The sequence below is a fragment of the Pseudorhodobacter sp. W20_MBD10_FR17 genome, from assembly GCF_052119765.1.
GTDB lineage: Bacteria > Pseudomonadota > Alphaproteobacteria > Rhodobacterales > Rhodobacteraceae > Pseudorhodobacter.
Genome location: NZ_JBGQOQ010000033.1, coordinates 1 through 25105 on the forward strand (window position 1 = coordinate 1; position 25105 = coordinate 25105).

At 56.4% G+C, this 25105-nt stretch carries 20 protein-coding genes; 2 read left to right on the forward strand and 18 right to left on the reverse strand.

Translation table 11 applies throughout. The annotated features are described in order from the left end of the window. Window positions 1-545 precede the first annotated feature (545 nt). The 6 genes from ACEN2J_RS17155 to yajC form a co-directional block, all read right to left on the reverse strand. Complete coding sequence (locus ACEN2J_RS17155) at window positions 546-1043, reverse strand: HU family DNA-binding protein (RefSeq protein ID WP_442107415.1); 498 nt, start codon at window positions 1041-1043, stop codon at window positions 546-548. Window positions 1044-1206: 163 nt separating this feature from the next. Next, window positions 1207-3615 carry an endopeptidase La gene (gene lon, locus ACEN2J_RS17160; protein ID WP_442107417.1) on the reverse strand — a complete coding sequence of 803 codons (2409 nt, stop codon included), beginning with the start codon at window positions 3613-3615 and terminating at the stop codon, window positions 1207-1209. A gap of 204 nt (window positions 3616-3819) precedes the next feature. Next, window positions 3820-4176 carry an Mth938-like domain-containing protein gene (locus tag ACEN2J_RS17165; protein WP_442107419.1) on the reverse strand — a complete coding sequence of 119 codons (357 nt, stop codon included), beginning with the start codon at window positions 4174-4176 and terminating at the stop codon, window positions 3820-3822. 9 nt (window positions 4177-4185) lie between these two features. Further along, entirely contained in the window at window positions 4186-5163 is a 978-nt protein-coding gene (secF, locus tag ACEN2J_RS17170; protein WP_442107421.1) for a protein translocase subunit SecF, read from the reverse strand. Window positions 5164-5175: 12 nt separating this feature from the next. Then, the gene (secD, locus tag ACEN2J_RS17175; RefSeq protein ID WP_442107423.1) at window positions 5176-6843 is read right to left on the reverse strand and encodes a protein translocase subunit SecD; all 1668 of its coding nucleotides are present in this window, start codon (window positions 6841-6843) and stop codon (window positions 5176-5178) included. Window positions 6844-6907: 64 nt separating this feature from the next. Continuing rightward, a complete protein-coding gene (yajC, locus tag ACEN2J_RS17180; RefSeq protein ID WP_442107425.1) occupies window positions 6908-7231 on the reverse strand; it encodes a preprotein translocase subunit YajC in 324 nt (107 codons plus the stop codon). A gap of 293 nt (window positions 7232-7524) precedes the next feature. Between yajC and serS the strand changes: the two genes are divergently transcribed. After that, window positions 7525-8817 (forward strand): serine--tRNA ligase, encoded by a 1293-nt coding sequence (gene serS / locus ACEN2J_RS17185; RefSeq protein ID WP_442107427.1) that lies wholly within the window; start codon window positions 7525-7527, stop codon window positions 8815-8817. A gap of 6 nt (window positions 8818-8823) precedes the next feature. Here serS and ACEN2J_RS17190 read toward each other — a convergent pair whose 3' ends face one another. The 7 genes from ACEN2J_RS17190 to rpe form a co-directional block, all read right to left on the reverse strand. Next, the gene (locus tag ACEN2J_RS17190) at window positions 8824-9978 is read right to left on the reverse strand and encodes an OpgC family protein (RefSeq protein ID WP_442107429.1); all 1155 of its coding nucleotides are present in this window, start codon (window positions 9976-9978) and stop codon (window positions 8824-8826) included. Then, on the reverse strand, window positions 9971-11731 hold the full coding sequence (gene mdoH / locus ACEN2J_RS17195) for a glucans biosynthesis glucosyltransferase MdoH (protein ID WP_442107431.1): 1761 nt from the start codon (window positions 11729-11731) through the stop codon (window positions 9971-9973). The genes ACEN2J_RS17190 and mdoH overlap by 8 nt, the downstream gene beginning before the upstream one ends. 3 nt (window positions 11732-11734) lie before the next feature. After that, window positions 11735-11920, reverse strand: a complete 186-nt coding sequence (locus ACEN2J_RS17200; RefSeq protein ID WP_442107433.1) for a hypothetical protein — start codon at window positions 11918-11920, stop codon at window positions 11735-11737. Between the two features lie 8 nt (window positions 11921-11928). Then, window positions 11929-13551 (reverse strand): glucan biosynthesis protein, encoded by a 1623-nt coding sequence (locus tag ACEN2J_RS17205; RefSeq protein WP_442107435.1) that lies wholly within the window; start codon window positions 13549-13551, stop codon window positions 11929-11931. Window positions 13552-13877: 326 nt separating this feature from the next. Beyond that, entirely contained in the window at window positions 13878-14672 is a 795-nt protein-coding gene (locus ACEN2J_RS17210; protein WP_442107437.1) for a dimethylarginine dimethylaminohydrolase family protein, read from the reverse strand. A 3-nt stretch (window positions 14673-14675) separates the two neighbouring features. Further along, entirely contained in the window at window positions 14676-15332 is a 657-nt protein-coding gene (gph, locus tag ACEN2J_RS17215) for a phosphoglycolate phosphatase (protein WP_442107439.1), read from the reverse strand. Beyond that, window positions 15329-16018 (reverse strand): ribulose-phosphate 3-epimerase, encoded by a 690-nt coding sequence (rpe, locus tag ACEN2J_RS17220; RefSeq protein ID WP_442107441.1) that lies wholly within the window; start codon window positions 16016-16018, stop codon window positions 15329-15331. Before rpe ends, gph begins: the two co-directional genes overlap by 4 nt. A 199-nt stretch (window positions 16019-16217) precedes the next feature. On the opposite strand from rpe, the gene ACEN2J_RS17225 reads away from it, so the two are divergent. After that, the gene (locus tag ACEN2J_RS17225; protein WP_442107443.1) at window positions 16218-17333 is read left to right on the forward strand and encodes a mandelate racemase/muconate lactonizing enzyme family protein; all 1116 of its coding nucleotides are present in this window, start codon (window positions 16218-16220) and stop codon (window positions 17331-17333) included. Window positions 17334-17391: 58 nt separating this feature from the next. On the opposite strand, the gene ACEN2J_RS17230 is transcribed toward ACEN2J_RS17225, so the two are convergent. The 5 genes from ACEN2J_RS17230 to ACEN2J_RS17250 form a co-directional block, all read right to left on the reverse strand. After that, window positions 17392-18786 carry an aspartate aminotransferase family protein gene (locus ACEN2J_RS17230; RefSeq protein ID WP_442107445.1) on the reverse strand — a complete coding sequence of 465 codons (1395 nt, stop codon included), beginning with the start codon at window positions 18784-18786 and terminating at the stop codon, window positions 17392-17394. 141 nt (window positions 18787-18927) lie between these two features. Continuing rightward, the gene (locus ACEN2J_RS17235) at window positions 18928-19581 is read right to left on the reverse strand and encodes a GntR family transcriptional regulator (RefSeq protein WP_442107447.1); all 654 of its coding nucleotides are present in this window, start codon (window positions 19579-19581) and stop codon (window positions 18928-18930) included. A 119-nt stretch (window positions 19582-19700) separates the two neighbouring features. Next, window positions 19701-21098 (reverse strand): oligosaccharide flippase family protein, encoded by a 1398-nt coding sequence (locus tag ACEN2J_RS17240; RefSeq protein ID WP_442107449.1) that lies wholly within the window; start codon window positions 21096-21098, stop codon window positions 19701-19703. A gap of 214 nt (window positions 21099-21312) precedes the next feature. Further along, a complete protein-coding gene (locus ACEN2J_RS17245) occupies window positions 21313-22425 on the reverse strand; it encodes an S-(hydroxymethyl)glutathione dehydrogenase/class III alcohol dehydrogenase (protein ID WP_442107471.1) in 1113 nt (370 codons plus the stop codon). Window positions 22426-22568: 143 nt separating this feature from the next. Next, window positions 22569-25049 (reverse strand): ATP-binding protein, encoded by a 2481-nt coding sequence (locus ACEN2J_RS17250; RefSeq protein WP_442107451.1) that lies wholly within the window; start codon window positions 25047-25049, stop codon window positions 22569-22571. Window positions 25050-25105 lie beyond the last annotated feature (56 nt).

Sequence of the window (25105 nt, forward strand, 5' to 3'; positions counted from 1 at the left end):
TTCACTGTCGAAGACAGGTTGGTCGGCGCAGTCATGGCGGATGCGGCACCAACAGTTGTCAGGGCGATCAACGAGGCGAGAATAATACGTTTCATCATGTGTTCCTTATCAGGTTTGTTTTGCAGGACCCGTTGTTTGGTCCGGTGAAGCAGAGATGCGCTTTGCCACGCCAAGTTTCAAATCACAGTCTACTCACCTCTGATCACGGAAATTTTCAGCTTCACGCAATGGGTTAGTGAAACTATTTCAATCCCGCTGTCCGATGTGCAATTCATTCTGGAAAACGGTGTTTTTTTGACCAAACAGTATATTTCAATGCCTCACGAACACTGTGAGCACCCGTCAAAAACATGCAAAACACCCTTTGTGTGCATTTTTGCACAGACGGAATTGCGTGGGGCGGCGTTTACCTTACTTGCCCCAAAAACGTCTTATCAACGCAAAACGCCCGCAAATTTGCGGGCGTCATCAACATATCGACCAAAAGCCTTGCGGGAAAAGAGAGCTATCGCGCTCGTCCCTCCGACTCGGTGCAAATCACCTGTTCAGTCATCATCCCCATCATCATCCGAATCTATGGGGGCTGCAGTGCCGCCGCCAGCCTGGCCCCCACCGCGGCGCAGCTTCAGAATCAGCACTTCGACATTGCCCTCGGTGCGCTGCCGATTCACTTTCAGCTTGCCCAAAGGTGGCAGATTCAGCTCTTCGCCCGATGACAGCGCATCGCCAAGCACCCCCAAGGTGGCCTCGACAATCAGCTTCACATCCTTTTTCTTCGCTCCCGAGGCTTTGACGATCCGTTCGACCAGCATCTGCTTTTTCAGCATGTTGTTTTGGCCGTTGCCCCCCTGCTGTGCCGCAGCTGCGGCCACCGTGGGGGCCAATGCGGGTGCTGTTTCGATCACTGACACTTTCGGAACGATAACCTCAGCCGCCGGAATGGTCGGCGCTGGAATGCTGCCCCGTGTTTTAGGGGCCGATTTAGACGGGGTGCTGGCTGTCGTGGCAGATTTTGCTTTTGCCGTGATATTGGATGTGGGCATTATAGCTCCTGCTGGGTTTTATTCCTGATATGGAAACAAAGTAACCCGCTTTGCCGCATTTGGAAACGGTGGATTTTGACAGCTTGCCCATATGCAAAAGGCGCGCTGATCACAGCGCGCCTTTCAAAGTTTTAATATGACAATTGCCTAAACGTTATGCGTTTTAATGCGCTGTGGCCTGTGACGCCGCAGCGGCAACCGCCTTTTGCGCCGCCGCAGCCGCTTCTTCTGCGGCCTCGTCCCACTCAATCGGCTCGGGCTGGCGGACCAGCGCGTGCTTTAGAACCTCGCGCACATGGCTTACGGGAATAATCGTCAGGCCTTCCTTCACATTATCCGGAATCTCGGACAGATCCTTCTCATTCTCTTGCGGAATAAGAACCGTCTTAATCCCACCGCGCAGCGCCGCCAGAAGCTTTTCTTTCAAGCCACCAATTGGCATCGCATTGCCGCGCAAGGAAACCTCACCCGTCATCGCGATATCCTTACGCACCGGAATCTGCGTCAGCACAGACACAATCGATGTCACCATTGCCAAACCGGCACTCGGCCCATCCTTGGGCGTCGCCCCATCGGGCACGTGGACGTGAATATCAATCGCCTCAAACTTTGGCGGTTTGATTCCGATTTCAGGGCTGATCGAGCGGACATAGCTGCTGGCCGCGTCTATCGACTCTTTCATCACATCGCCCAGCTTGCCCGTAGTTTTCATCCGGCCTTTGCCCGGCAGGCGCAGCGCCTCAATCGGCAGCAGCTCACCACCAACTGATGTCCACGCCAATCCGGTAACCACACCAATCTGATCCTCGGCCTCGGCCAAGCCATAGCGATGCCGTTTGACACCAAGGAAGCCTTCCAGCCCCTCAATCGTCACCTTCACCTCTTTGGTCTTGCCCTTCACGATCTCGGTCACGGCCTTACGCGCCAGCTTTGCCAGCTCACGCTCAAGGTTACGCACGCCCGCTTCGCGCGTATAGGTGCGAATGACCTCTAGCAGCGCATCATCAGCGATCGAGAACTCCCCCTTTTTCAAGGCGTGGTTTTTAACCTGTTTGGGGATCAAATGCTGTTTGGCAATCTCGCGCTTTTCATCCTCGGTATAGCCCGACAGAGGAATAATCTCCATCCGGTCCAACAGGGGCGACGGCATGTTATAGCTGTTCGCCGTGGTCAAAAACATCACGTTCGACAGGTCATATTCGACCTCAAGATAGTGGTCGGTAAAGCTGGCGTTTTGTTCGGGGTCCAAGACCTCCAACATCGCAGACGCCGGATCGCCCCGGAAATCCTGCCCCATTTTGTCGATCTCATCGAGCAAAATCAACGGGTTGGTGGTTTTTGCCTTTTTCAACGCCTGAATGATCTTACCGGGCATCGACCCGATATAGGTCCGCCGGTGGCCGCGAATCTCGCTCTCATCACGCACACCGCCAAGGGAAATACGAATAAACTCACGCCCTGTCGCCTTAGCAACAGACCGCCCCAAAGACGTTTTGCCAACCCCCGGAGGGCCGACAAGGCACAAGATCGGGCCTTTCAACTTGGCCGACCGGGCCTGAACCGCCAGATACTCGACGATCCGTTCTTTAACCTTTTCCAGCCCGTGGTGATCGGCATCCAGCACAGCTTGCGCCTTGGCTAGATCCTTTTTCACACGACTTTTGGTGCCCCAAGGAACGCCCAGCAACCAATCAAGGTAGTTGCGCACAACAGTCGCCTCGGCGCTCATCGGGCTCATATTCTTTAGCTTTTTAACCTCGGAATCCGCCTTTTCGCGTGCTTCTTTCGACAGCGCGGTCTTTGCAATGCGGGCCTCCAACTCAGCGACCTCATTCTGGCCGTCTTCGCCATCGCCCAGCTCTTTCTGAATGGCCTTCATCTGCTCATTCAAATAATACTCGCGCTGGGTGCGCTCCATCTGAGATTTCACGCGGGTCTTGATCTTTTTCTCAACCTGCAAAACGCTCATCTCGCCTTGCATATGGCCGTAAACTTTTTCCAGCCGCAGGCCGACATCCAGCGTTTCCAGCAGCGCTTGCTTATCCGCCACCTCAATCCCCAGATGCCCCGAGGCCAAATCGGCAAGGCGCGACGGCTCACGCGTGTCGGCCACCGCCGAAAGTGCTTCTTCGGGGATGTTTTTCTTGATTTTGGCGTAGCGCTCAAACTCATCGGCGACAGCGCGCACCAATGCGCTTACCGTGGCTTCATCGCCGGGCAGTTCGGTCAGCGGCTCGGCCTCGGCCTCAAAGAACCGATCATTTTCAATAAACTTAGTGATGCGCACGCGGGACTTGCCCTCAACCAACACTTTCACAGTGCCGTCGGGCAGCTTTAGCAATTGCAGCACATTGGCCAACACGCCCGCGCGGTAAATACCGTCGGATTCGGGGTCGTCAACGGTTGGGTCCATCTGGCTCGACAGCAGGATCTGGCGGTCATCGGCCATCACCTCTTCCAGCGCGCGAACCGATTTTTCACGGCCCACAAACAGCGGCACAATCATATGCGGAAACACTACAATATCGCGCAGCGGCAATACGGGGTAGCTGTTGGATTTCACGTCGCTCATCTCATTTCCTCTCTGGCAAGAAAGCCATGCCCCAAGTTCCCGGCAGCAATCGGCTTTCCCCTATTTAGTCATCATATCTGGTGTTGCAGGTTGGGGCTGTCAACCAGCCCATCCCAAGTTGCCGCAATCATGCGCCTGCATTTAAGGCACAGCAAGCCGTGATTGCGGGGAATTTAACAGAAAAATGACGCCAAACTTTAACAGTCACGAAATCGGCATCAAGGCTGCCGCGATCCGGCGCCCTTCGGAGAGCAACACGTTATAGGTCCGTGCCGCAGCGGGCGAGTTCATCACCTCTACCCCGATGCCTGCCGCCTCTAACGCCGCGCGAAACGCAGGCGAGATATGGGCAATTTCGGTCCCCATGCCAACAAACAGCACGTCAATCTTGCCGATCAAGGCCAAAGGGGCGGCGGTATCATCCAGCCCGCCCCAAGGCCCTGCATCCCAAGGCGTCACCAACACCGGCCCGTGGATCACTTTGCCAGCGATCCGAAAAAATCCCGGCCCATAGCTGTCTATGGGCTGGGCGTTATCATAAGTCACTTCGGTCAGGCGCATCAGACCCCCTCAGGCATCAATATTGGCATATTCCGTAGGCGTACCTTTGCCGCCTTTTGGTTTTTCCGAACGGTCCAACCCGATGATCAAAACGATGTTCTTGGCCACATAAACCGACGAATACGTCCCCAAGATCACCCCGATGAAAATCGCCAAACTAAAGCCACGAATAACATCGCCACCCCAGATCAGCATCGCCCCCAGTGCCATCAAGGTCGTTCCCGATGTCATAATCGTCCGGCTTAAGGTTTCATTCACCGACAGGTTCATAACCTCACGCAACGGCATGGTTTTGTATTTCACCAAGTTTTCGCGCAAACGGTCAAACACCACCACGGTATCGTTGATCGAATAACCCAAAATCGTTAGCAAAGCCGCCACGATGGTCAAGTCAAACTTCCACTGGAACACTGCGAAAATACCGATCGTAATCAGCATATCATGCAAAAGCGCAAGCACGCCACCAAGCGCAAACTGCCATTCAAACCGCAGCCATATATAGATCAGCACCCCGATGCTGGTCGCCACAATCGCATAGATCGACGTCCAGACCAGTTCGGCCGAAACTTTTGGCCCCACCGATTCCACGGACACCACCTTTAGCGCGGGGTCCAACGCCACCAAAGCCGATTGCACACTCTCCAACGTCTCGGGCGTCACCGCCTCATAGCCATCCTGTGCGCCAAGCCGAATTTGCGCGACATGTTGGTCGTCGCGGAACGATGGATCGAACACCTCGGTGATCGACACATCGCCAACGTCCAGCGCATTCAGCGCCTGCCGGTACGCGCCGACATCAACCGCCATAGTGCTTTCGGTGCGCAATGTGGTGCCGCCTTTGAAATCAATCCCAAAGTTCAGCCCCATAAACGCCCAAGCGACAAGCGCCACCACCATCAGCCCGATAGAGCCGCCAAAGGTAAACCACTGCCAGCGAAAAAAGTTAAAGTTAGTGACATCTGGAACGAGCCTTAAACGCCATGCCATTTTCAGCTCTCCTTACAATTCAATAGTCTTTGGTCGGCGCCAGCCGAACCAAATCGAGATCAACAAACGCGTCACAAAGATCGCGCTGAAAACGGAAGTGATGATGCCGACGCCCAAAACCACGGCAAAGCCACGCACCGGCCCTGCCCCGAAAAAGAACAGCGCCGCAGCCGTGATCAACGTGGTCACGTTCGCATCGATAATCGCCGACATCGCCCGCTCATAGCCGATTTCAATCGCCCGTGCGGGCCCTTTGGCGGTTTTCAACTCTTCTCGAATACGCTCATACACCAGCACGTTGGCATCCACCGCCATACCGATTGTCAGCACAATCCCCGCGATCCCCGGCAGCGTCAGCGTGCCGCCGATCAGCGTCAAAATCGCAAAGATCAGCGCGATGTTAATGGCCAGCGCTACGTTGGCAAACATGCCGAACAGACCATAGGACGCAAACATATAAAGGCCGACAATCACAATCGCGATCACCGCCGCCACTTTACCCGCGTCAATACTGTCTTGGCCCAACTGTGGCCCGACCGTGCGTTCTTCTAGAAAGTTCATCTCGGCAGGCAAAGCCCCGGCCCGCAGCAAAAGCGCAAGATTGGTGCTTTCCTCAACGCTGAAACTGCCTGTAATAATCCCCGAGCCGCCCGCGATATGGCTTTGGATTGTCGGCGCCGAGATCACCTGATTGTCCAAGACAATCGCAAACGGGCTGCCGATGTTATTGGCGGTATAATCGCCAAACAAGCGCCCGCCCGCAGGGTTGAACCGGAAGCTGACCGCAGGGCGGTTGTTTTGGTCAAATGCAGGCTGCGCATCGGTCAGGTCTTCACCCGTCACAACAGGCGTCTGCTCGACAATATAATACTCTCCCGGCTCATTCTGCGAGGGCAACAGCACGTTGCGCGCACCAGGGGCCGCCCCTGCATTGGTCGTACGTCCGACCACAGGATTGAATGTTAGCTTGGCCGTGGTCCCGATCAGCTTTTTCAGCTCGGCTGCGGACCCAATCCCCGGCACCTCAATCAAAATCCGGTCTTCGCCTTGGCGCTGGATGGTCGGCTCACGCGTGCCCGCCGCATCCACCCGCCGGCGAATAATCTCAAGCGATTGCTGGATAGTCCGGCTATCCGTCGCCACCCGCTCGGCCTCGGACAATTGCACGACGATTTCATCGCCTTCAGCCGTTACATCAATGTCATTCTGCCCGACGCCGGTCAGTGACACGACAGGTGTCGCCAGTGCCTTTACCGCCGTCAAGGCCGCATCCATGCCCGCAGGGTTCGAAATCGCTACCCGCAGCACACCCGGCACTGAAGGTTGACGGCGCACAGAGCCCGCCGTGTCGCGCACATCGCGCAACGCATCTCGCACCAGTGGCCACATCGCATCAATGCGCGACGCATATACATCTTCCACCTGAACTTCGGCCAACAGATGCGCACCACCGCGCAAATCCAGCCCCAAGTTCACCAAACCAGACGGCATCCACGAAGGCCAACCGGCCTCTGCCGCCGTCTGCTCTGGGGTCGCCACACCCTTTGCTGCCGTCACCGCTGCCACGGCGTCATTATGCGTTTCAACCTTGGTATAAAACAGGTTTGGAACAGCAAGGATAATTCCAAGGGCACAGAGCCCCGCAATTATCACGCGCTTCCACAGCGGTATCTGCAACATAGGATGGGCTTTCTTACAATCGGGCTTAAATCGGGCTCAAATCAGGCTCAGATCGGGCTTAACGTTAGGCCGCTGCTGGCTCGGTCTTCGACATAACCTGCGCGATCGTGTGCTTGACCACTTTAACCTTTACGCCCTCGGCAATCTCGACCTCAACGATCCCGTCTTCGGCAACTTTGACAACTTTGCCAACAATACCACCTTGGGTCAGCACTTGGTCGCCACGGCGCAGCGCCTCAACCATCGCCTTATGCTCTTTCAGCTTTTTCTGCTGTGGACGGATCAACAAGAAATACATGATCGCAAAGATCAGGATCAACGGCATCAGCGAGGTTACGGCGCCCATGGCACCACCAGCAGTCTGCGCGAAAGCAGGAGTAGCAAACATCAAATAATTCCTCTCGGTCGGTGGGCAAACGCCCCTATACGGGCCATTAGCCCCTGTTTTATCGCGCGCACCCTATAACCGACACGCGCCCTGCGCAAGGCAACGATACCACCCCGCCACCGCCATATAATCTCCCCTCGCGCAGATGTGTAGCCCAGTCGCGCATTTCCCCATCTCCTGTGCTCTCACCCCCTTAGAAATCTCTGTATACGCGATTATACGCCCCCATTTTCCCCGTTTCCCTCGTCCCCATAATCGGGCATAGCTATCCCATTCAAAAAATGAGGCCCAAAATGCACGATATCAAAGCGATCCGAGAGAACCCCGCAGCCTTTGACGCAGCCCTTGCACGGCGCGGCATGGCCCCGATCTCGTCTCAAATCCTCGATATCGACGCTGCCCGCCGCGCCAAGATTCTGGCCGCCGAAACCGCGACAGCGGCCCAGAACGCCGCCTCGAAACAGGTCGGCGCTGCCAAGGCCGCCGGAAATGACGCTGAATTTGAACGCCTGCGCGCGCTTGTCGCTGATAAAAAGGCCGAGATTGCGACGCTGAACGAAGAGGCCGGCGTTGAAGATACCCGCCTGCGCGATATGCTGATGGCCATTGATAACCTCCCCCTGCCCCAAGTTCCCTATGGCAAGGGTGAGGAAGACAACGTCGAAGTGCGCCGCTGGGGCACGCCCCGCGCGCTGGATTTCAAACCGCTGGAACATTACCAACTGCCAGCCGCCATTCCGGGCCTTGATTTCGCAACCGCCGCCAAGCTTTCGGGCAGCCGTTTCGTGGTACTGCGCGGGGCTATGATCCGCATCCACCGCGCCCTCGCCCAGTTCATGCTGGATACGCATATCGAAGAACACGGGCTTAACGAGGTCTGGACACCGGTTCTGGTAAAAGATGAGGCGATGTTCGGCACCGGAAACCTGCCGAAATTTGCCGAGGACAGCTATCAAACCACCAACGGCTGGTGGCTGATCCCCACGTCCGAGGTCACGCTGACCAACACCGTTGCAGGCGACACACTGGACGAATCTGCGCTGCCGATCCGCATGACTGCCCACACCCAATGCTTCCGCTCTGAGGCAGGTTCGGCAGGCCGTGATACCAGCGGTATGCTGCGCCAACACCAGTTTGAAAAAGTGGAAATGGTCAGCATCACCACCCCCGAGACCAGCCTTGCCGAGCATGACCGCATGACCGGCTGCGCCGAGGCAATCTTGCAAAAGCTGGAGCTGCCCTACCGTGTGATGGTGCTATGTACCGGCGATATGGGCTTTGGCTCGACCAAAACCCACGACCTTGAGGTGTGGCTGCCGGGCCAAGATACCTTCCGCGAGATCAGCTCGGTTTCGGTTTGTGGCGATTTCCAAGCCCGCCGTATGAACGCCCGTTACAAACCAAGCGCAGGCGGCAAGCCCGAGTTTGTGCACACGCTGAACGGGTCCGGCCTTGCGGTTGGGCGGTGCCTGATTGCGGTGCTGGAAAACGGGCAGCAGGCTGATGGCTCGGTTGATCTGCCTGCGGTTCTGCACCCCTATTTGCGCGGCAAAACCCGCGTTACAGCGTCAGGCGAATTGGTGTAATCAAACCTATGCAGTGCTTGCTTGGCCCATGTGCGATACCGCCTTGGGCCGGCGCTGCATCTCGCGCAGCTGGGCCACCAAGAACAGCACCGCAAGACCCGATATAATCAGCACAGCATCCAGCACCGCCGAAGGCGGCTGCAACGCTTTGGTCAGCTGCCCAATATAGGCAAGCACCGACCCCACGGCAAAAACCGGCAAGGAGTTGCGCCCGAGCAGGCTAAAGGGCGCCGCCATTGGATGTGCCGACATGGTTTTGACAACCGGAAGCACACTAAGCACATAAGCCAAGGCAAGAATATGCAGCAGACGCGGCAAGGACACAAAACACTTGTCAAACGCGGTAAACAGGCTGGGAACGCCCGCATATTCATAAAGCAGCCAAAGCGTATGACCGCCGTGTTCGGCGACAACGGGCACCTTTGTCCAGATCATGGCGAACACCAAATAACCGATCGCCAGCCACACGGCCCAACGCTTAGCCGGCAAAAACCGCCGACCTTGGCGCAGGGCAAACCCAGTCAGGATGCCTGCCACAAACAACAACTGCCATGCCATCGGATTGAACGACCAGCCATAGTCGGTCGGCCAGGTTGGCATTTTCAGTTTCACCACACCGACACATAGCCACAGCAACACCGACCCCAAAAGGGCGCGGTTGGGCCAGCGCGCGCACACAAACAGCAAAAACGGCGCGGCAAGCATCAGCACGATATATAGCGGCAAAATATCGGCATAGGCAAAGTGATGCCCAAGGGTCGCCATTGCCAGAGACAGCTTTGCCGGATCTTCGACTGCAAACAGGATATTACGGTCATAAGCCATGCTATGAATGCCGGGCTGATCGATCAGGAAAATAAAGAACGCCAGTACACTGAAGATGATGATGCAATGCACCCACCACAGGGTGACGGCCCGCTGCCACGGGCGGACAATCTGCGCCAGACTTGGCGTACCGCGCAAATAGGCCGCGCCATAGGCCAGCCCAGCCGCCATGCCAGACATCAGGACAAACCCCTCGGCGGCATCGGAAAACCCGAAATTGCGCGAGGTAAAATGCTCCCAAGCCGTTTCCGGGATGTGGTTGATGAAAATCATCACCAAAGCGATGCCCCGCAGCATATCGATGCGGTGATCGCGAGAATGGATAGGTTTAGGCAAGCACTTGCTCCGGCGTTTCGATAGACCAATCCGCCAGAACGGCGTCATATCGGACAAGGACGGCCGGGCGCGACAGATCGGCAGGCACGGTGAATTGCTGCGCTGATGCTTTACAAGACGTCCACCAGATCAAGAACGGCGCGATCGCCATCGGCAGCGCCACAGGCAAAAGCCAAAGCGTCAACACAGGTGCCAAATATTGTGTGGCCGCCAATACGCCAATGCCCCAAAGGCTGATCCAGCGGGCGGCGGCCCAAGCCTCGGCACCGCTAAGGCTACCATCGCCACGGTTGTTCGTCGGCCAACCGCCATCGCGGCCCAGCAAGACCTGTAGGACCGAGCGGGTTTGAAAGGCCAGCAGCACAGGGGCAAACAGTGATGACAAGGCCAGCTCGGACAAAACCGACCGCAAGCTTTGGGCTGCCCCACCAAACCCCTTGGCACGGCCAGTCAAAACCGCATCCAACCCCACCAGAAACTTGGGCATAACCAACAGCCCGAAAATGCCAAGCGCAAGACCGATGGCTTTTTGGGTCTCATCATTTGGAAAAACCGGAAAAGGCCAGTTGGCCTCGGGGAAATAGTTCAGCTCGCCCGCCATTGGAATCGCGGCAATCGAAGTGACGATAAAAGCCACCCAGATCAGCGGTGCCATATAGGAAAAAATACCTTGGAACAGGCTAAACCGGCTCCAAATCAGCAAATTGGGCGCACCCACGATTTTGGCGTGCTGCAAATTGCCTTGGCACCAGCGCCGATCGCGTTTGGCGTGGTCGAGGATGTTTTCGGGTGCACCTTCAAAAGAGCCTTCCAGATCATCATCCAACCGAACCAACCAGCCCGCCCGCGCAAGTAAGGCCGCCTCGACGGAATCATGGCTTAGGATATGGCCGCCAAAGGGCGGCGGGCCGGACAATTCCGGCAAAGCACAGCTTTCGGCCCAAGCGGGAATACGCACGATGGCATTATGACCCCAAAACGGCCCCGAACGCCCCTGTAACGCCGCAAGGCCGCGCGCAAAGGCGGGCGAATGGAACGCTGCCGCAAATTGCATCGCACGCCCAAACAGCGAATTGGCATCCACCACCTTAGGCAAGGTTTGCAACAGGCCAAGGGCAGGATCAGCCTCAATCCGGCGGATCATCTCCAGAATCGTGGCACCTTCCATCAGGCTGTCAGCATCAAGGATCACGGCGTAATCCCAAGCACCGCCCGATGTGGTGATGAACTCTTCGATATTGCCCGCTTTGCGCCCCGTATTTTTGACGCGGCGGCGATAGAACATCCGGCCTTCGCTGTTTTGCTGCGCAATGAGGCGGGCAAACCACTGCTGCTCTTGTGTGGCGATGACATCGTCACGGGTATCGGACAGAATGGCAAAATCAATCTGGGCAAGCGTGCCACATGCGCGCAACGAGCTATCCATTGCGGCGATGCGCGCAAAGGTCGCCAACGGGTCTTCGTTATAGACCGGAACAATGATAACAGTTTTGCCGGTAATCGGCCCTTCGCCCCTAGGCACCATCGGCGGCTTGCGCACGACCAAACCCAAGAGCCCCGTAACCGCCCCCCATGCCAGCCACCACGTTGACAGCACGATAAGGCCCGCGCGCAACAGATCGATCCACGACACGCCATCGGCCGAGCCATAGATAACAAAGACCATCCCCGCAGCAGCCGCGACCAACAGGCTTGCCACGACCGCGAACAGCCGCGCCCACAAAGAGCGGTTCAAGGTAGCGGCCTGACGCATCGGTTAGTTTGCGCTCCGAAAGCTTGGTTTCAGCAGCGCAAGCAATGGGGCCAGCGCAACCGCCATAAAGCTGAACATGGACACATCCGCCGAAAGGCTCTGCTTTGGCATCACCAGCGGCGCATATGGTGGCAGCACGGCCTCAAGGTCGACCGCAACCATGGCTGAATGTGCAGAAAGATTTGGCATAGACGTATTCATGCAATCACCCATTGATAGAACCAGTTTTCAGTTAGTTTGCGGCCAAAACCAGCCACATGCGCCCGCATTTCTACGGTCGCGCCAGAGTCAGGCATCACATCCATAACAAGCCGCCAAATGTTATGGCCTTCGATTTTTGACAGCGTTTGCACAGCAATCGTACCGCCCGAGACTGAAACAACAGGCTCAAGTGCTGTGTCGGCAGGCAAATTGGCCAACAGGCCACCAGCAAAATCGACAACGAACTTACGCGTCCCATCGGGTGTATCGGCCCCAGAGACGCCACCCAAACCGGCGCGCGTTTCAAGCACAAAGGCGATATCGGCAGCGTGGTCTACGGGCAAAGCGCCCCAATACATGCGATATTGGAATTCGCGCAGCTCGCCGACGATTGGCTTTTCTTCGGGCACCCAGAACGCGACGATATTGTCGTTCACCTCTTGGCGTGTTGGAATTTCAACCAAGCGCACAGCACCACGGCCCCAATCACCCACAGGTTCGATCAACAGCGAAGGCCGGCTTTCGTAATGCGCAGCCGCGTCTTGGAAATTGTCAAAATCGCGATCACGCTGCATCAAGCCAAAGGCCCGCGGGCTTTCTTCGACGAACCAAGACTCGGACAGCCGCACAGGGTTGTTCAGCGGCCGCCAAATGGAATCGCCATCGCGGCGGTGAATGACCAGACCATCGCTGTCATGCACATTCGGGCGGAAATCATCAAAATCGGCACGGTTCTTTTCCGAGAACAAGAACATCGATGTCAGCGGGGCGACACCAACTTGGTCCACCTCGGACCGGAAGAACAGGCGCGCAGTGACATCCATTTCGGTATTGGTGCCGGGGGTAATCACAAAGCGGTACGCGCCGGTGCAATTCTCGCTTTCAAGGGCGGCAAAGACCGTAATGCTGCGGGCAAACGGCACCGGCTTTTCAATCCAGAACTTTGTAAAACGCGGAAACTCTTCCGGTTTTCCAAGGCCGGTATTGATGGCAAGACCGCGGGCCGACAGGCCATAACTGTTGCCACGTCCCAAAGCGCGGAAATAGCTGGCCCCCAAAAAGGCCACAACTTCATCAAACAGGTCAGCACGGTTCAAGGGCGCGTTCAGGCGAAACCCTGCAACGCCGGGCAATGGCTCATGCGGCGGAACGCGGTCTTTGACCCTGTCATAATAGAGAAAATCATCCGTGGTAAAAACCATCGGGCGCGCAACACCGCCGTCGATTTCAAACAACGAGATTGGTTCGGCAAACAACCAGCCAAGGTGGAAGGCATTCAGCTGAATGCCCGATTCTGCCCCCGCCCAACGCGCTTGGGTTGGGTTGAACTGAACCGCTTGATAGTCGTCATAATTAAAGTCGGTAAAGAACCCTTTGACCTTTGTCGCAGGCACTTGGGCCTGGCTTGCACGCGCACGCGCATCATCGGTCAGCCAATCAAAATCAAATGGCATTTCGGGCGCTGGTGCGATGGGTGTTTCGGGGGGTGTTTCGGGTGCCGATTGCGCAAAAGCATAGCCAGACAGGCTGGTGCTGCACTGCAGAACAGTCATAGCGCCTGCCCCGGCCAAAATGGCACGGCGCGATAGTTTGACGTTTAGGCGCGGTTGGACCGGCATAAGAGCTCCCAGCTTCGATTCTCGAAAAAACTCAACAGAAATCGCAGATTATCTGACCATATGCCAGATTTCATATGTTGCGATAAACGCAATCCTGCCATGCATAGGGCGCATAACGCCATTCTGCACAGCAGCATAGTGACGCTGTAAATGCGCCGAATGTATAGCTGCCGTCAACTGCCTTCAATATAGTATTGTAACAATTTTCAAGGCCGTAGGCTGGATGACGACATCAGGTTTCGGGGCCACTGCCTTGCGCCGCAAAACGAGGGGCATCGCTGTGAAAGCAATCAAAACCGAACCCCGCGTTTTACAGGTATCTTGGGTCAACCACGCGGGGTGAATCGCACGCTTAGGCATGACATCCCGCCGTCAAGCTTGGCGCATTCGGTATTGCCAACCTCGCGCACGTTAAAGCCCGCCTTGCCCAGCACATCGCGGGTTTTGGGAAAGCCTGCGGGCATAATCACCAAATCGTTAAAGCGAATGGTATTGGCGCAAGCCTCCTCGCCTTCGGCAGTCTGGATCACCCTGTAGCCATCAAAACAGCCCGAGGCCGCAAGCCGCTGGGTGGCAAGAATGGTCTCTCCGTCCAGCAACGAACAATCGGTTTTAAAATGCAGCACGCCCGGCGGGGTGAACACTTCGCGCACGCGGTGGCCCCAATCGGTGATAAGGGCAGTCAACTCCACAATCCCGGAGGCGTTGGTGCGCGCAGAACGACCAACCAAAACCTCGGTTTCCGTGGTCAGAATATCGCCGCCCTCAATAAAGCTCTCCGCCCCCGAAATTTTGCGCACATCGGCATAAAGCGCACGCAAATGCGGGGCCATCGCTGCCGCCTCACCCAGACGGCTGGGCGCGCCGGGGCGCATCACAATCGCCCCTTCGGGCAGGCAAAGGGCGGTGTCTTCGACAAAAACGCTATCTGGAAACGCCTCTAGCGCCTCCAGTTCCACCACCTCGGCGCCGGTGCTGCGCAGGGCGGCGATGTAATCGGCATGATGGGCCAGCATTTTGGCCAGATCGGGCGTGCCAATATCTACCGCGCGCAGCCCCCCCGTGATGCTAATGCTTGGCTTGCGGGTGATCGCATGGGTAAAACGGTATGAGGCAGTCATGGCTTAGCCTTTCATCAGGCTGGCAACCAGCCCCGGCAGTTGTTTGAAATCATTGAAAGCTGCGTCATGCGGCAGCTCATGCACCGGGGTTTTACGATACCCTTCCGTAAAGATCAGAAACGGCACCTTGGCATTCGCGGCAGTCTCGGCATCCACCTCACTGTCGCCAACATAGATGACGCGGTCACGCCCCAAATCGCTCGCCGTGGCGAACAATGGCGCAGGGTCGGGCTTGCGCTGCGGCAGGCTATCTCCTCCGTAAACGGCGGTAAAATGCCGGTCCAGCCCCAAATGACGCAACACGGCATGGGTCGGCGCGATGGGTTTGTTGGTGCAAAGGCCCAAAACACAGCCCATTTCCGACAGTTGCACCAGTGCCTTGGTCACACCGGGGTAGATATCGGTATGCTCAAACGCAGTCTCATACAGGGTGTTGAACCGCAGGATCATCGGCTTTAGCAACGGCCCCTCGGGCGCCATCCCTGAGGCCTCAAGCACGCGTTGCAACAGATGCGGCACGCCCCGCCCAACATAGCTGGCAATCTGCGCAGGCGGCAAAGTCGCCAAGCCAATCTCCTCCAACACGGCATTGGCATTGGCGGCAATATCGGCAGCGCTGTCAATCAACGTGCCGTCCAGATCAAAGATAACGGCGGTCATAGCGCAGCTTCAGCGGCTGCACGAATGGCCGCGATGTTAACGCCATAAGGCGCAGGGTTGCCAACCGCCCCCCCCTTGAACACCGCCGAGCCTGCAACCAACACATCGGCCCCTGCTGCTGCCACCAAAGGTGCCGTCTCAACCGTCACCCCACCGTCAATCTCAATATGCACAGGGCGGTCGCCAATCATGGCGCGCAGCTTGGCGACCTTGGAAACTTGGGACTGAATGAACTTTTGCCCGCCAAAACCGGGGTTCACCGTCATCACACAGATCAGATCCACCATATCCAGCAGATATTCCACCGCCTCAACCGGGGTGCCGGGGTTAATCGCAAGGCCAGCCTTGGCCCCTGCCCCGCGAATGGCCTGCAACGTGCGGTGAATATGCGGTCCTGCCTCTAGATGCGCTGAAATCACATCGGCACCGGCCTGCGCAAATGCGTCGATATAGCTGTCTACCGGCGCGATCATCAAATGCACATCCATCACACCTTTGATATGCCGGCGAATGGCCGCACATGTCGCTGGCCCAAAGGTGATATTCGGCACAAAATGCCCGTCCATCACATCAACATGCACCCAATCCGCGCCCTGATCTTCAATCGCGCGGCACTCGGCCCCGAAATTGGCAAAGTCTGCCGACAGAATAGACGGGGCGATCTTGATGTTGCGTGAAAATGTCATAGCCAGCACTCCTTCATTTCCCCCCTTCTACTGCGCAACGCCCATACAGGTAAAGCACGCCCCCACGCTTTCTTTTCGGTCCAAGTATCCCCGGGGGTGAATGGCCCATCAGGGCCAGAGGGGGGCAGCGCCCCCCTGCCGCCGCTTGATCCATAGACACAACTACGCCAAGCTTGCCCGACCTCAAGCGGAGCCGACTATGCCCAAACTTACCAAAATCGAAACCTTCTCAAATGACTTCGTCTGCTTCACCAAGCTTACGGCGCAGGATGGCGCGGTGGGCTGGGGGCAAACATCCACCTATAACGCCGATATCACAGCACAAATCCTGCACCGCCAAATCGCCCCTTGGGCTTTGGGCACCGACATTAACAGCACCGATGACATCCTTCCATTGATCCAACGCATCGAGGAACGCGAACATAAATTCCCCGGTTCCTACCGGTGCCGCGCCAATGCGGGCCTTGATACCGCGCTATGGGATATGGAAGGGCGGCGCCAAAACAAGCCCGTGGTCGAACTTCTGGGCGGCACTGCGGGCCGGTTGCGCGCCTATGCCAGCTCGATGAAGCGCGACATCACACCGCAGGATGAAGCCGCCCGCTTTGTCAAACTGCGCGACACATTCGGCTTTGACGCGTTCAAATGGCGAGTTGGTGCGGAATGTGGCCGCGATATCGACGAATGGCCCGGCCGCACCGAAGAGGTCATCCCGACGGTTGCCAACGCCTTAGGCCAAGGCATTGCCAAGCTGGTTGATGGCAACTCGGGCTTTTCGCCCAAACGCGCGATAGAGGTCGGTAAAATGCTGGCCGACAACGGGATTAGCCATTTTGAGGAACCCACCCCCTATTGGGAGTTGGACCAAACCCGTGAGGTCACAGCCGCGCTGGAGATCGATGTGACGGGCGGCGAGCAAGATTGGGATCTGTCCACTTGGCACCGCATGATCAACATGAAGGCCGTCGATATCGTGCAGCCCGATGTTATGTATATGGGCGGCATGGCCCGCACGCTCTTGGTTGCCGAAATGGCGGCGGCAGTGGGAATGCCTTGCACGCCCCATTCTGCCAACCTGTCACTGGTGACGATCTGCACCATGCACCTGCTTGGTGCCATTCCCAATGCAGGGAAATATCTGGAATTTTCGATTGAGGGCGAGGACTATTACCCGTGGCAAGACGGGCTATTCCTTGGCAATCCCTTTGCCGTGACCGATGGAAAGGTGCAAATCCCCCAAGGGCCGGGTTGGGGGGTCGACATCAACCCCGACTGGCTGGCACGCGCCACACATCAGCAAAGCGAACTGGCCTAGGGCGGCAAACACAAAGGCCCGGCGCAACACCGGGCCTTTGATATCTTTCACGCGGCCCTTAGGCCGAGACGAACAAACCGTCTTTCAGCAGGCCTTCATAGGTTTGGTCCAGCGATTTGCGGGCGCGTTCCACCAGCGTGTCAATCTCATCATGCGTGATGATAAAGGGCGGTGCGATGATCATGCGGTCGCCGACAGCGCGCATGACCAAGCCGTTATTAAAGCAATGCGTGCGGCAGCGCAGGCCAACATCGCCTTCCTCGCCTTTGAACTTGGCGCGTTTGGCTTTATCCGGTGTCAGCGCCAGCGTGCCCATTAGGCCAACCGAATTCGCCTCACCCACCATCGGGTGATCGAGCAGGGTTTTCAGCGCCGCTTTGAAATACGGGCCAACATCATCGCGCACGCGCTCTACCAGCTTTTCATCCTGAATGATCCGCAGGTTTTCAAGTGCCACGGCCGCCGCGACCGGATGGCCCGAATAGGTATAGCCGTGGTTGAAATCGCCATCCGCAATCGTGGTGGCAATTTCATCGCTGATCAGCGACCCGCCCATCGGAATATAACCCGAGGTCAGGGTTTTCGCGATTGTGATAATGTCGGGGCGAATGCCCATGGTGGTAGAGCCGAACCAGTTGCCGGTACGGCCAAACCCCGTAATCACCTCATCCGCGATCAACAAAATCTCATACTTATCGCAGATGCGCTGAATTTCCGGCCAATAGGTGCTGGGCGGAATGATCACACCGCCAGCGCCTTGAATAGGCTCGCCGATAAAGGCCGCGACGTTATCTTCGCCGATTTCCAGAATGGCGGTTTCCAACTGGCGCGCGCGTTCCAGCCCGAACTCTTCGGGCGTCATATCGCCACCTTCAGCCCACCAATGCGGCTGATCAATGTGATGGATGCCGGGGATAATCGGGCAGCCTTGGTTTTGCATCGACGCCATACCGCCAAGGCTCCCACCACCCAAGGTCGAGCCGTGATAGCCGTTTTTGCGGCTGATCAGCGTGGTTTTTGTCGGCTTGCCCTTTTTGGCCCAATAGTGCCGCACAAGGCGAATGTTGGTGTCATTCGATTCAGAACCCGAGCTGGCATAAAACACATGGTTGATGTTGTCCGGTGCCAGCTCGGCCAGCTTGGCGCTAAGGGCAATCACAGGCACATGGCTGGTCATAAAGAAGGTGTTGTAGAACGGCAGTTCCAGCATTTGGCGCGCGGCGGCATCGACCAGCTCTTGGCGGCCATAACCGACGCCCACGCACCACAGACCCGACATCCCGTCAAGAATCTCATGCCCTTCGCTATCGGTCAGGTTCACACCTTTGGCCCGCGTGATAATCCGTGCGCCAGCGGCATTCAGCGCGTTGCCATCAGTAAACGGGTGCATGTGGTGGGCGGCGTCCAGCGCCTGAAGCTCTTTGGTGGGCAAGTGATTGGTGATCGCGGTCATGGCATCGTCCTTTTCGCAGTGCCGGGCAGTGATGCGGCGGGCAGGTGTAGGTTTATCGGAGGGCACGCAGGGCGGCAGACTGCCACCCTGCTTTGTGTTTTAGCTCGACTTTGGCCAAGAATATGATCAAATTATTCAAAGTCAATGGGGCGCGACAGCCTCGGCCAAAGCCTGCGCGATTTGCTCTTGGCCCTGCACAATATCATCGCGGATCGCGGTAGCCACATCGGCCGCACGCCCGTCGCGCAGGGCCAAGATCGCCTCGGCATGTTTGTCGGGCAGGTTTTGGGTGCCATACCGGCCACAGACAATGCGCAAAGACGGCCCCACGCGCAGCCAAAGCCCTTGCACCATCGCGCCCAGAATATCGGCCCCTGAATGCGCATAAAGTGTGGTATGAAACAGGTAGTTCTGCTCTAGATAGGCACGCACATCCCCTTGCCGGATCGCCGCATTCACCTGCGCATCGATCTGCTCTAACACTTCAATATCAATAACTTGCATTCGGCTGGCCGCGATTTGCGCCAAATGCGGCTCAATCGCCAAGCGGGCAAAGCCCAGCTCGGCCAAATGCGCGACTGTTAACTCGGGCACGCTGACCCGGCGGTTGCCTTTAAACTCCAAAGCACCTTCGGCTGTTAAGCGGCGGATCGCCTCGCGTACGGGCGTAATCCCTGTTTCCAAGGCCTCAACCAAGCCTTGAATAGTGACCGCCTGCCCCGGTGCCAATTCACCAAACAACACCATATCGCGGATCCTGCGATAGACAATTTCATGGGCCGGCAATTTATCCATGGCAGCTTTCCCAGAACGCTGCGCTTGAAAAAGATGGCAGCTTCAGGGCCTTATCTAGCCCATTATGATCATATTGTATAGGATCTGCCGTATGGGGCCAAGCCTCGGATAAGGCACGCTTAGCCATGAAACCCGCCGCCGGTGCCGGGAAACAGCAGCGATACAGACGCCCAATTCAGCCAGACCGCAAACAGCCCAAAGGAGAGGGCGACCAAAAGGTAGATCGCATCATGCCGCGCATCCCAAACGCGATGCCGCCACGCCAGCCGCGCGATAATCGGCACATAGATCAACATGCCCAGCGCCTGCCCAAGCATCGCCCCTGCAAGGCCCATAAACTGCGCACCAACCAAAAACCCCAGCGTCTGCAACGTCGCCTTGGCGGCACTGACCACAAAGAACCCGCGACTGTCGCCTTGCGCCAGCGCTGCCTGATCATAGGTTAAAAACACCACCACGATCATCTGCACCGCGCAAATCGCCACCATCACGCCCCCCGCCGAATGATAGCGCGCATCATAGAGCAGGTTCACAATCATCGGCCCTGTCAGCGCCAGAAACGCCAGCGCTGCGATCAGCCCGCCGGTCACGAAAAACCGTATCCGTTCCAACCGTTTGCGGGCTTCGGGGTCATTTTCCGGATGCTCGCGGTAGATTGGGATAAGAACCCGCGCCGTGACGGTGGACCCAAGCATCATCGGGAACATCGCGAGAAACGCGCCGATATTGTAGATGCCAAGCCCTTGGATCGACAGGTATTTACCCAAAACCGCCTTATCGCCCTGCGACACCAGAAACCCGCAGACCGAGCTGAGGAAAATCCAAAAGCCAAAGTGCAGCAGCTCATGCCCTGCCGCCCTTTCCCAGCGCAGGCGGTTGCCCTGCCCCGGCATGAACAGCCACATCAGCGTAAGGCGTATCGCCGCCGTGCCCACCCCGCCAAAGGCCAAAGCCCATACCGATTTTGTCACGGCGGCAAAGGCCAGCATCATCACAATACCCGAAATCGTGGCGATCAGGTCCAGCGCGGTAAGCCGCCCCAACAGCAAATGCCGGTAGGCCGTGTCTACACGTGTCGGCTCTAACCCCGCGAACAGCAAGGACAGGCTGGCCACGGGCAGCAGTTGTGCAATCAGTGGCTGGTCATAAAACAGTGCCGCCGGATAGGCCACAGCACAGGCCGCCAGCCACAGGCCCACACCTCGCAGAATTTGCACCGTCCAGGCCGTGTTCAGAAAATCAGGGTCGTCGCCACGTTTGCTTTGCATGATCGCAGGGCCAACGCCCATATCGGAAAACAACGTCAGGCCCACCAGCAGCATCGTGACCAAAGCCATGATGCCAAACGCCTCGGGGAACAACAGGCGCGTCAGGACAAGGTTTGAAATCAACCGAAAGCCCTGTGCGGCCACAAACGACATCGCCGTCCATGCCGACCCACGCGCCGCCCGTGACAAAATGCTGGGGCGCGGGCTGTCGTTTTGCGGCCCTTCACTCATTTGCGTTCCACTCGTCATTCACTCACCCTTAGGTGTATCATTCTAACACGGCTTAAACGGCACCGCCGGCAAACGCGGGCCAAGGCAGAATCGGGCCTGCCCCACAGCTTTTAACCGATCAGATGCCAAATGGATGTGGCGATATCATGGCCCGCCTTGGCGCAGGGCAGCAAAAAGGGCTGGAAGCCGATGCTTCCAACCCCTCCTTTCGCACATAGGGACAGGCCCGCGCTTAGAACTCGACAACGGCCCGAATGGATTCACCACGGTGCATCAGCTCAAACCCTTCGTTGATTTGGTCTAGCGTCAGCTTGTGGGTGATCATCGGGTCAATCTCAATCTTGCCGTTCATGTACCAATCGACAATCTTTGGCACATCGGTGCGCCCCTTGGCGCCACCAAAGGCCGTGCCACGCCAGACGCGCCCAGTGACAAGCTGGAACGGCCGTGTTGAAATCTCGGCCCCAGCAGGTGCCACCCCGATGATGATGCTTTCGCCCCAGCCTTTATGCGCGGCCTCCAACGCGGTGCGCATCACCTTGGTGTTGCCGGTGGCATCAAAGGTGTAATCGGCCCCGCCCTTGGTCAACTCGACCAAATGCGCCACCAGATCGCCTTCAACCTTGCTGGGGTTCACAAAATCGGTCAGGCCGAAATAGCGTGCGATTTCCTCTTTGCTGTCATTCAGATCAACGCCAACCACTTGGTCCGCCCCCGCCATGCGCAGGCCTTGGATGACGTTCAACCCGATGCCGCCCAGCCCAAACACAATGCAACGCGCGCCAATTTCTACCTTGGCGGTGTTGATCACGGCACCAATGCCTGTGGTCACGCCGCAACCGATATAGCAAATTTTATCAAACGGCGCGTCCTTGCGCACCTTGGCCAGCGCGATTTCTGGAATGACCGTGTGGTTGGCAAAGGTGGAACAGCCCATGTAGTGATGGATCGGCGTACCATCGAGCATTGAAAACCGCGTGGTACCATCGGGCAACAAGCCCCGCCCTTGGGTCAGGCGGATTTTCTGGCACAGGTTGGTCTTGCCCGACAGGCAATACTCACACTCGCGGCATTCGGGGGTATAAAGCGGGATCACATGGTCGCCGACTTCAAGCGTCGTCACGCCTTCGCCAATCTCCAGCACAATTCCCGCCCCTTCGTGGCCCAGAATCGCAGGAAAAATCCCTTCTGGGTCATCGCCCGAGCGTGTAAATTCATCCGTATGGCACAAGCCCGTCGCTTTGATCTCAACCAAAACCTCACCAGCCTTGGGGCCTTCCAGATTGACCTCCATAATCTCTAGTGGTTTTCCGGGGGCAACAGCAACGGCAGCACGGGTGCGCATCATGGGGGCGATCCTCTCATTTCTAAATCACGCGGCATCCTGCCCTGTGCAGCCCTGCCGTGCAAGCCCAAGCCACAGCCGCAGCGCGACGACATAGGATTATGACGTTCGGCACAGCAAGGGCACTCCATCATATTGATGGTTCACGTAGCTTTCTCACTTATAGGTGAATTTGCATACAACGGGCACGTGAACCAGAAAATGGTTTCTTTGTCTGGTTCGCTCTCAAAGCCCATCGTGCCTCCCATCGCTTCGACCAGATGGCGCGATATGTTTAGCCCCAGCCCCGTGCCGCCCCGCTCGCGTGTGGTAGAGTTGTCTGCTTGCGAAAAAGGCTGAAAAATCATATCCTTAAATTCTTCCGGGATACCCGGACCCAAATTGCGTACTGAAATTTTTGTAAAACCGGGCAGAATTTCGGCGCCTAGGCGGACCGTAGTGCCACTATGTGCGAATTTACATGCGTTCGACAAAAGATTTGTCAAAACCTGCATAATCCGGTTTTTATCGGTCCAGATGGATTGAGCACTTTCGGGTGCCACCACATCAATAGCCACATGCCATTGCGATGCGTAGGTCTCGACTTGCGCAGATGCAAGGCTAAGGATGTGATGAATATCTTCAGCTTTGGCATCATGGGTCATTTTGCCAGCATTGATTTTCTCGATATCCAAAATATCATTCACCAGTCTGACAAGGCGGTCGCAGTTTGAAATGCCAATCTGCAGCAAGCGGTCAGAGCCGCGCGCGTTGGTGTCTTTCGTTTGTGCCCGCAACAGGCTTAATGCCCCATTGATTGACGTCAACGGGGTACGGAGTTCGTGGCTGACAGTGGACACGAAATCACGTTTCATCTGCTCCAGCTTAAAGCTTTCTGTGATATCCGTCTGGATGCCGAGCATTCTAAGGGCAGTTCCATCGGTGGCGCGCTCGACAATAACCGCATCGGATTTGATCCAACGCCATTCACCATTTGCAATTTTAATGCGGAAACGGGCCTCGGCGCGATCTGTGACGCCTTTGATGCATGCTGCTTCGGCGTCTTCCAATATCTGGCGGTCGTCAGGGTGAATGTGGTCCAACTGTTGCCGATAAGGATCTTCACAGTCTGACTGAACTGCTATTTGCAGACATTTGAGCCACGTTTCGGAGACGACTGACGTTTTGCACTTTAGATCGACATCAAAAACGCCAATCTGTGCCCCTGTAAGCGCAAGATTCCACCGCTGCTCGGTCTCGACAATTTCCCGCGCAAGCCTTTCGTTCACTGTGATGTCACGTATCAGCAGCGTAATTCGGGTCTCACCGTCAGCAGTAATCCAAGTCTTCTTTTCAACTTCGATGGTTAATCGTTCCGCATCTGAAAATCCCATCGCTATATTTAGCTTTGCCCAACCATCAGGGCCTGTCAGGCCAATGTCAGGCAGAAAGTCGCGAATGGATTTACCATTCAGCGTGGTGCCCCGATTGTGCGGCGATAGAAGTTTCACCGAGGCATCGTTCGCATGTATGATCTCGCCTGACTGGGTGACCGAGACGATTGCGAGCATCGCGTTTTCAAGGATTGAGCGTTTCTCCACGCCCTGCGTGTCAAGCTCACGCGACTTTTTCTCAACAAGTGCTGTTACCGTTAGGTTTCTTTGAACCAAGACGTTCAAGATCAAGCTGATCAGTGCAGTGATCAAAAGCCCCAACGCCAAAACAATCCACTTTGCGCGAAACGGCTGGATTGCCTCGAATTCTGGTCTACTGCTCCATGACAGCGACATGGGCTGCCCAAATTTTTTGACTTGGTGATGAATAACATAGGTAGCCAAAGTTGGCGCGCTGCCAAGTGTCATGCCGGAATTGCCGCGCTCTGACTCTGAGTCTTTCTGATCAAATTCAACACGCAGATCTATCAGATTGCCCTGAGATATCGTGAGATCTCTAAAGATATTTTCGACGTTTAGCACAGCAAATGCAAAACCGAGAAAGCCCGTTTGCAGTTGATTTTCCTGGCCTGAAGTCCGCGCAGAGCGATAAATCGGTTTAAGCAAAAATGTCTGAAGATGCCCTCCGTTCGGGGGCCCCCTGAAGAAAATCTCAGTTGCAAGCGTTTGTCCCGTGTCACGCGCGGCTTTCGCATTGGCAAGAAACTCAGGGTTGTTGCCAAATGCTACCTCCAAAAACATCTTATTGTCTGAATACGGCTCAATATATTGGACGGAAAACTGATCGACGCGTGGTTCTGATTGTAAAGCGTTGACAGTGCTTCGGTTTCCATCCGTTGTTTCGTCAGCGTTTGACGTGATGGTATCGGTTGCATCGAATGACGCGAAACCGATCGCATCAATTTCGGACGTGTTGGTATTGATATGCAATGCCCGCACGTATTCTGACATACTTTCTGCCGAAACGGGGTTCGCGGCCAAAATGAACCCAGACACCCCGTCGAGGGTACGGCTTAAGTCATCCGCGCGTTGTTTAAGGCTTGCAGTGCCTTGATCTACCAAGACCTCAAAACTTTCCAGCGTCTTGCCCTGAGCAATATTTTGAACAACGAGAAATGAAATGTATGAGAGCGCAAGACAAAACATCCAAGCCATCCATTGGAGACGGTGCGCATTGAAATTTGAAATCATATTCGACCCGCTTGCTCCTTACTTCTCCGATAGATGACTGTGGGGCTGGCGATCTG